The organism is Actinomadura logoneensis, assembly GCF_003428695.1.
In the GTDB taxonomy this organism is placed as follows: domain Bacteria; phylum Actinomycetota; class Actinomycetes; order Streptosporangiales; family Streptosporangiaceae; genus Spirillospora; species Spirillospora logoneensis.
In genome coordinates, this window is record NZ_QURH01000274.1 from 1 (window position 1) to 7,761 (window position 7,761).

The 7,761-nt window shown below is 74.8% G+C and carries 6 protein-coding genes and 1 pseudogene; 4 read left to right on the forward strand and 3 right to left on the reverse strand.

The genetic code is table 11. The features are described from left to right. Positions 1-495 (forward strand): lysylphosphatidylglycerol synthase domain-containing protein (locus DZF91_RS16300; protein WP_199486678.1); only part of this gene is annotated, 495 nt, incomplete at its 5' end. 82 nt (positions 496-577) lie between these two features. Next, on the forward strand, positions 578-2,320 hold the full coding sequence (locus tag DZF91_RS41185) for a serine/threonine-protein kinase (RefSeq protein WP_199486679.1): 1,743 nt from the start codon (positions 578-580) through the stop codon (positions 2,318-2,320). A gap of 82 nt (positions 2,321-2,402) precedes the next feature. On the opposite strand, the pseudogene rho reads toward DZF91_RS41185, so the two are convergent. Beyond that, a pseudogene (rho, locus tag DZF91_RS16310) lies at positions 2,403-3,605 on the reverse strand (transcription termination factor Rho); the annotation flags it as partial. 603 nt (positions 3,606-4,208) lie between these two features. Between rho and DZF91_RS16315 the strand changes: the two are divergent. Both DZF91_RS16315 and DZF91_RS16320 read left to right on the forward strand, forming a co-directional pair. Then, a complete protein-coding gene (locus tag DZF91_RS16315) occupies positions 4,209-4,979 on the forward strand; it encodes an enoyl-CoA hydratase/isomerase family protein (RefSeq protein ID WP_117358315.1) in 771 nt (256 codons plus the stop codon). Between the two features lie 67 nt (positions 4,980-5,046). Next, positions 5,047-5,700 carry a DUF4232 domain-containing protein gene (locus DZF91_RS16320; protein WP_117358316.1) on the forward strand — a complete coding sequence of 218 codons (654 nt, stop codon included), beginning with the start codon at positions 5,047-5,049 and terminating at the stop codon, positions 5,698-5,700. 60 nt (positions 5,701-5,760) lie between these two features. Here the strand turns inward: DZF91_RS16320 and DZF91_RS16325 are convergent, their stop codons facing one another. Beyond that, complete coding sequence (locus DZF91_RS16325) at positions 5,761-6,405, reverse strand: LuxR C-terminal-related transcriptional regulator (protein ID WP_117358317.1); 645 nt, start codon at positions 6,403-6,405, stop codon at positions 5,761-5,763. A gap of 11 nt (positions 6,406-6,416) precedes the next feature. After that, positions 6,417-7,761: sensor histidine kinase (locus DZF91_RS16330; protein WP_407920913.1), on the reverse strand; the 1,345-nt coding region annotated here is incomplete at its 5' end.

Genomic DNA, 7,761 nt, shown 5'->3' on the forward strand with positions numbered 1-7,761 from the left:
GTGGACCGGCGGCTGCGCGCCGTCGCCCGCCGCCTGCCCGGCCGCGCCGGACGCTGGCTGCTCTCGGCGGACGGCGCGCTGCTGTCGGTCCGGGCGCGGACGGTGGACGTGCTGCGCACCGGCTGGCGCGGCCTCACCCTCGGCATGGCGGCGTACCTGTTCCTCCAGGCCGCGCTGCTGTACGCGTGCCTGCTCGCGGTCGGCGCGCACGTCCAGGTCGCCGAGGCGGTCGCGGTCTTCGCGATCAACCGGATGCTGACCACGGCCGTGGTCACGCCGTCCGGCGCGGGGATCAGCGAGACCGGCACCGCGGCGCTGCTCGTCTCCTTCGGCGTCCCCGCCGGACCCGCCGCCGCGGCGACGATCCTGTACTCCTTCTACACCTACGCCGTGGAGATCCCGGCGGGCGGCGCGGCCTGGGTGACCTGGGTCCTCTTCCGCCGGACGCCGCCCGCGGACCCCGTCGCGCCGCCGCGCGCCCTGGCCCGCAAATGACCCATCGTGAAAGAATCCTTACTCCTCGTGGAGGGTGACGGGAGGCGGTTCGACCGATAAACACCACATGGGGGGAGAAGGGTTGATACCGCTCGCACGCCGGTATCGCCTGCTCTCGGAGGCGGGCCGCGGCGGGATGGGCACGGTGTGGCGCGCCCACGACCAGCTGCTCGACCGCGACGTGGCCGTCAAGGAGGTCCGCCTTCCGGCCCGGCTGACCGCCGGGGAGCGCCGGCTCGCCTGCCGCCGGATGCTCGAGGAGGCCCGCGCCACCGCCGCGCTCCGCCACCCCGGTGTCGTCGAGGTCTACGACATCGTGATGGAGGACGGCCGTCCCTGGATCATCATGGAGCTCCTGCGGGCCCGCTCGCTGCACGCGGTGCTCGCCCAGGACGGCCCGCTCCCGCCCGCGCGCGTCGCCGAGATCGGCCTCGCGCTGCTGTCGGTGCTGCGCGCCGCGCACGCCGAGGGCATCCTGCACCGCGACGTCAAGCCGTCCAACGTGCTGCTCTGCGACGACGGCCGGGTGCTGCTCACCGACTTCGGCCTGGCCGTCCACACCTCCGGCGGCGTCCACGGCGGCACCGCGACGTCCGCCGCCAAAGGAACGACCGCCGCTCAGGGAACGACGGCCGCCACCGGAGCGACCGGGGATGCCGCCGCGGACGGTGGGGGGAGCCTGCGGTGCGGCGGCGGGCTGGACGACACGCTCGTCGCCGGGATCGAGGGCTCGCCCGCCTACCTCGCGCCCGAGCGGGTGCGCGGACGGCCGTCCACCCCGGCGTCCGACCTGTGGTCGCTCGGGGCGACCCTGTACGCCGCGGTCGAGGGACGCTCACCGTTCCTGCGCTGCCACGCCCTCGCGTCGATGGTCGCGGTGCTGCTCGGGGAGTACGAGCCGCCGCGCGCGGCCCGGGCGCTCGCCCCGGTCGTGTACGGCCTGCTCCGCGAGGACCCGGCGGAGCGCCTGTCCGCGGACGCCGTGGAGCGGCTGTTGCGCGACGCGCTGCGCACCCTGCCCGCCGCGCCGGCGACGTGCGGCGCGGGGGCGGCGCCAGGCTGGTCCGCGCCACCCGGCAGAGGAGAAGCGGCCCCAGGAAGCGCCCCGAACGCCCCGGCAACCCCGAGAACCCCGAAAGCCCCGGACACCCCGGACGAGACGATCATCGCCGACGACAGCGACGAGTCCCACGACAGCGACGAGCCCTACGAGCCCGACGACAGTGCCGACCCCCGCGTCCCCCTCCAGATCCCGGCCTCGAAGCGGCCCCGGTTCGGGGCGCTGCTCGGGCTCGGCGCGGCGCTCGCCGGGGTCGCGATGCTGGGCGCGTGGTCGGCGCGCTGGAACTCGGTCAGCAAGAGCGCGTCGTCGACGGTGCGGTCGATCCCGGCCGCGTCCGACCGGACGACCGTCTACCACGCGGACGGCGCGTTCAGCGTCGAGGTCCCGGCGGCCTGGCGGCCGCACCGCGTCGCCAACGGGGTGGCCTGGTCCGATCCGTCGGACGGCGAGGGCCTGACCATCGTCCGGGCCCCCGGCGACCCGCTGGCCGGCCTGCGCGCGGACGAGCGCCGCGCGGCGGGCGCCGGGACCTACCCCGGCTACCGCCGGCTGCGGCTGGAGTCCGCGCCGGACCTCGCGCCGGGCGCGGCGGAGTGGGAGTTCACCTGGGGCAGGGACGGCGGGTCGCACGCCCTGCGCAGCCGCGTCGCCGGGTACGAGTTCTTCTACTTCACCCACGCCAGGCGCTGGACCCCCGGGGCGCGCCTCTACGACCGGATCCTGCGGTCCTTCGACCCGGAGCCCCCCGCCACCGGCGGCTGATTCCCGCGGCGGGCAGGGCGGTCGAAGGCTTGGCCGTCCGATCGAAGGCGTGGCGGGCCGATCGAAGGCCTGGCGTGGCGGGTCAGAGCGCCTGCTGCAGCCGGAGCAGGAGCTCGGCGTTGCTGCCGGTGCCCTTCATCCGCTCCAGGAGCAGCTCGATCGCCTGCTGCTTGTCCATGCCGGACATCGCGCGGCGGAGCTTCCAGTTGAGCCCCAGCTCCTCGGGGGACATGAGCAGGTCCTCGCGGCGGGTGCTGGACGCCTCGACGTCCACGGCGGGGAAGACGCGGCGGTCGGCGAGGCTCCGGTCGAGCTTCAGCTCCATGTTGCCGGTGCCCTTGAACTCCTCGAAGAACACCTCGTCCATCCGCGAGCCGGTCTCGACGAGCGCGGTGGCGAGGATGGTGAGCGACCCGCCGTTCTCGATGTTGCGGGCCGCGCCGAAGAACTTCTTCGGCGGGTACAGCGCGGTCGTCGCGACGCCGCCGGCGAGGATCCGGCTGCTGGACGGGGCCGCCAGGTTGTAGACGCGGCCGAGCCGGGTGATCGAGTCGAGCAGCATGACCACGTCGTGGCCCTGCTCGACCAGCCGCTTGGCCCGCTCGACGGCGAGCTCGGCGAGCGCGATGTGCTCCTCGGCGGGCCGGTCGAAGGTGGAGTGCACGACCTCGCCGCGGACCGAGCGCTGGAAGTCGGTGACCTCCTCCGGCCGCTCGTCGATCAGCACGATCATCAGGTGGCACTCGGGGTTGTCGGTGGTGATCGCGTTGGCCAGCGCCTTGAGGACCATGGTCTTGCCGGTCTTGGGCGGCGCGACGATCAGGCCGCGCTGGCCCTTGCCGATCGGCGACACCAGGTCGATCACGCGGGTGACCATGGCGCCGGTGTCCAGCCGCAGCCGCTCGTTCGGGAACAGCGGGGTGAGCTTGCCGAACTCGGGCCGGCCCGCGGCGGCCTCGGGGGGCTGCCCGTTGACCGACTCGACGGACGCGAGCGCCGCGTACCGCTCCCGGCCCGAGCGGGGCGGGCGGGCGGTGCCGGCGACGATGTCGCCCGGACGCAGGTGCGCGTCCCGGACCTGCGCCGGGGTCAGGTGGACGTCGTCCGGGCCGGAGAGGTAGCCGGACGTGCGGACGAAGGCCCGGCTGTCCTGGACGGCGAGGATGCCGTGGAACGGGACGACCGGGAGGGGCTGGGCGTCCTCGTCGCCGCCGGTGTCCCGGGCGGGCCCGTCGGCGTGGACGGGGGTGCGGGCCGACGCGGCGCGGGCCCGGGTCCGGCGGCGCCGGTCGGCCTGGGCGGGCACGGCGGCGTGTTCGGCCGTGGTGGTAGTGGTCATGCGGGTCCCTTCATACGGCCGCTTCTCGGGCGGCGCGTGAGCGAGAGGGCGTGTTCGGCCGTGGTGGTAGTGGTCATGCGGGTCCCTTCATACGGCCGCTTCTCGGGCGGCGCGTGAGCGAGAGGAACGAGTGAGGGAAGGAGATCGGCCTGGACTGGCAGGCGGAGAAGTCGTCGGCTCCCTGGAAGGCTGCGGGCGGCGCGTGGCCGCACAGGCTGTCACCGGGCGCTCAGAGGCCCGGGGCGGGGAACGTGCGCGCCTCCCGGGCCCGATTCACGCTGGACGCGGAACGGAACGCCGTATCGAACGGAGACGCTGATTTGACAGTACAGCACATTCCGCGTTCTGTGCATTCCCCCTCCCTGCCCCGCTTCCGGCCGGGACCCCGCCCCGGCCCCGCCCCCCGCCCGCGCCGTGACCTCCCCGGATCGCCGGCGGACCCCGCCGGGCCCGTCCGGGACGAGACTGCCACGGACCTCCGACACCCGGCGTCCGGGCGGGCGGGGGAGCTTCCGTACGATGGCGCGCGAACGGGCGGAAGGAGCGCACATGGGCGACGAGGGACGGCTGCGCGGCGACGTCGCGGACGGCGTGGGCACGATCACCATCGACCGGCCCGCCAAGCGCAACGCGATGTCGGCGGCCATGTGGCGCGAGCTGCCCGAGCTCCTGGACGGCATGGCGGGCGACCCGTCCGTGCGGGCGGTGGTGCTGACCGGCGCGGGCGGCGACTTCTGCGCGGGCGCGGACATCGCCGAGCTCGCCGACATCAACCGCCCGGACAGGGGGCACCTGTCCACGCTGGCCGAGGAGGCGCTCGCCGCGTTCCCCAAGCCGACCGTGGCCGCGATCGAGGGGTTCTGCGTCGGCGGCGGCTGCCAGCTCGCGGCGGCCTGCGACCTGCGGTTCGCCGCCGAGGACGCGCGGTTCGGGATCACCCCGGCCAAGCTCGGCATCGTCTACCCGCTGTCGGCGACGGCCCGGCTGGTCCGGCTCGTCGGGCCGTCCGCCGCCAAGTACCTGCTGTTCTCGGCCGACCTGGTGGACGCCGGGCACGCGCTGCGGATCGGGCTGCTGGACGAGACCGTCCCCGCGGGAACGGTCCACGAGCGGGTGGCCGGGTTCGCCGCGACGCTCGCCACGCGCTCGCTGCTCACCCAGTGCGCCACCAAGGACATCGTGGACGCGCTCGCCGCCGACCGCCCGGCGGAGGAGATCGCCCGGACGTGGCTGGACGAGGTGGCCGCGGGCGGCGACGTCGCCGAGGGCGTCGCGGCCTTCCTGGAGCGCCGCCCGCCCCGCTTCACCTGGACGGGCTGACCGCCGCCCCCGGGGACCGGACCGTGTGCGGTTGTGGCGGGGCACCGGCTTTGGCAGGGTGTTCGCCATGAAGCCACGTTCCGTTCGTACGAGCGTCACGCTGGCCGGGGGTGTGGCGGCGGTCGCCGTGGCCCTCGCCGGGTGCGGGGACACCAAGGCGGGCGACACGACGTCCGGGTCGTCCAAGGTGACGGCCTCACCGGAGGCCCCCGGCGAGACGGGCGGGAGCGGCAACCCCACGGGGAAGGCGACGCCCGACACCGTCCCCGGTCACGGGAAGACGGGGCAGACCGGCGGCACCGCCGCGCGCTGCACGGCCGGGGAGCTGCGGGCGGGCTGGCAGCGGCAGCCGTGGAGCAAGGACGGGCACGTCTTCGCGACGCTGATCCTGACCAACAGGTCGGGGCGTCCGTGCACGCTCGCCGCCGGGTGGGCGACCTTCGGCAAGGGCTCGTCCGGCCGGTACCAGGAGCTGCGGACGACGCGCGCCGCGATGCCCGGAGCCGGGACGACGATCACGCTGAAGCCCGGGACCTCGGCGTTCGAGGGCGTGAAGTACGACGCGACGCAGGGCTGCCCGACCATCGGCGGCTTCGGCGTGAAGGTCCACGCGGGCTGGAACGACGTCCCCGGCGGGTCCGGCCCGGTCGTGCTCTGCCCGGACTCCTTCACCGCCGGGACGATCCAGCCGACCATGAACGGCGTGAACTTCCACTCCTAGCGGACCCTCGCTCGCCCCCGGACGCCCGGTGCCGGACGCCCGGTGCCGGCGGGCCGGGGGTCAGCTGTTGAGGTAGGCGAGCACCGCCAGGACGCGCCGGTTGTCGTCGTCGGAGACGGCGAGGTCGAGCTTGGCGAAGATGTTGGCGGTGTGCTTGGTGACGGCGCGCTCGGTCACGACGAGCTGCTGCGCGATGGCCGCGTTCGAGCGGCCCTGCGCCATCAGCTCCATCACCTCGCGCTCGCGCGGGGTGAGCCGGGCGAGCGGCGAGTCGTCCCGGCCGCGCGCGACGAGCCGGGCGACGACCTCCGGGTCCATCGCGGTGCCGCCCCCGGCGACGCGCCGGACGGCGTCGACGAACTGCCCTGCGTCGAACACCCGGTCCTTCAGCAGGTAGCCGATGCCGCCCGTGCCGTCCGCGAGCAGTTCGCGGGCGTAGAGCTGCTCGACGTACTGCGACAGCACCAGGACGGGCAGGCCGGGGACCTGGCGGCGGGCCTCCAGCGCGGCCTGCAGGCCCTCGTCGGTGAAGGTCGGCGGCAGGCGCACGTCGACCACCGCCACGTCCGGGCGGTGGTCGAGCAGGGCCTTGAGCAGCGACGGCCCGTTGTCCACGGCCGCCGCGATCTCGAAGTCGTGTGCTTGGAGGAGGCTGACCAGCCCCTCGCGCAGCAGGGCCAGGTCCTCGGCGAGCACGACGCGCAACGGTGTCTCCGTCAGGGGGCGAGGAGCGCGCAGGGCAGCTCCATGGTGACGATGGTCGGGCCGCCCGGGGGAGAGCTGAGGGCGAGCACCCCGTCGAATGTACCGATCCGCCGCTCGATTCCGCGAAGTCCGGTGCCGCCGGACAGGGACGCGCCGCCCTGCCCGTCGTCGGTGACCGAGATCCGCAGCATCCCGGCCTCGTGCCGGACGTCCACCCAGGCGTGCCGCGCGCCGGAGTGCTTGGCGACGTTGGTGAGGATCTCCGAGACCGCGAAGTAGGCGGCGGACTCGACCGGGGCGTCCGGGCGTCCGGGCAGGTCCACGGCGACCTCGACGGGCAGCGGGTGGTCCAGCGCGAGCGCCTTGACCGCGTCCCCGATGCCGCGGTCGGCGAGCACCGGCGGGTGGATGCCGCGGACCAGGTCGCGCAGCTCGGACAGGGCCTTGGCGGACGACGCGCGGGTCTCGGCGAGCAGCGTCCGGGCGCGCTCGGGGTCCTTGTCGAGCAGCTGCTCGATCGCGCCGAGGCTCATGCCCATCGCGACGAGCCGGGCCTGCGCGCCGTCGTGCAGGTCGCGCTCGATGCGGCGCAGCTCGCGGGCCGAGGTGTCGACGGCGTCGGCGCGGGACTCGGCGAGGTGCCGGACGCGCAGCGCGAGCCGGGACTTCTCGGTCGGGCCGAGCAGCGACTGGGCCCAGCCGCCGTAGGCGTCCATCAGGCGCGGGCCGAAGTACAGGCCGGCGAGGCCGTAGACGGTGCCGAGCGCGGCGATCAGCGCGGCGTTGACCGGGTGGTCGGAGAAGCTGCCCTGGAGGGGGACGAAGGTGTACCAGTCGTTCCCGCCGTACTCCTTGATGATCCGGCCGAGGAAGGCGGCCAGCAGCCAGCCGTAGATCCCGTACAGCACGAGCAGGAAGGACAGGAACGCGGTGAAGGCGGAGACGATCGGGTCGAGCAGCAGGAACGCCAGGTCGCGCCAGGTCGCCGGGTCCTGCATGACCGCGAGGAAGCGCTGCAGCGGGTTGCCCTCGGGGACGGGCAGGTACGGCCGCTCGATCCTCCGGCCCGTCCAGCGGGACACCAGGCCCCGGTAGGTGTCGAGCAGGCCGCGCATCATCATCACCGCGGGCGGCACCAGGAGGATGCCGACACCCGCCCCGACCAGCGACAGCGCGACCGTCACCGCGATCGAGGCGAACATCAGCGGGAAGGACAGCAGCCAGAGCCGCATCCCCCGCAGGGGCACCACCAGGTACCGCTCGACGCCCCGCAGGTCGCTCGCGACCCCGCCCGGCCCCATGGCCGGAGCGCCGCTCGCGACCCCGCCCGGCCCCGCGGCCGTGCCCGCGGCCGGG